Here is a 273-nt window from a genome sequence, read left to right on the forward strand (position 1 = left end):
CTGCGCATGGGCCTCCGTGATGGCCCGGCTGAACGCCTCCTCGTTGACGTGGATCGTCGGCGACGGCCAGTGCTCGAACTGCCCCACGACCGCGCCCAAGTTCGACCCCGGCATCGCCCGGGTGGTGGAGACGATCACCTCGTCGAGGTTGATCTTCGTCGTCTCACCGGCGGCGGTGACGAGGGCCTCCTCGACCCGCTTCTCCATGTCCTTGATGTCGTGGCGGGCCAGTGGGTGGAGCAGGATGTCGACGCGGCTGGCCCACTCCGCCGG

Annotated in this window: 1 protein-coding gene; it reads right to left on the minus strand. The window is 68.9% G+C overall.

Translation table 11 applies throughout. The annotated features are described in order from the left end of the window. A partial coding sequence (locus ACY9Z2_RS19015; RefSeq protein ID WP_463611245.1) for a hypothetical protein occupies positions 1-273 on the minus strand: 273 nt, incomplete at both ends.

It is taken from the genome of Virgibacillus sp. GM2-2 (assembly GCF_055329585.1).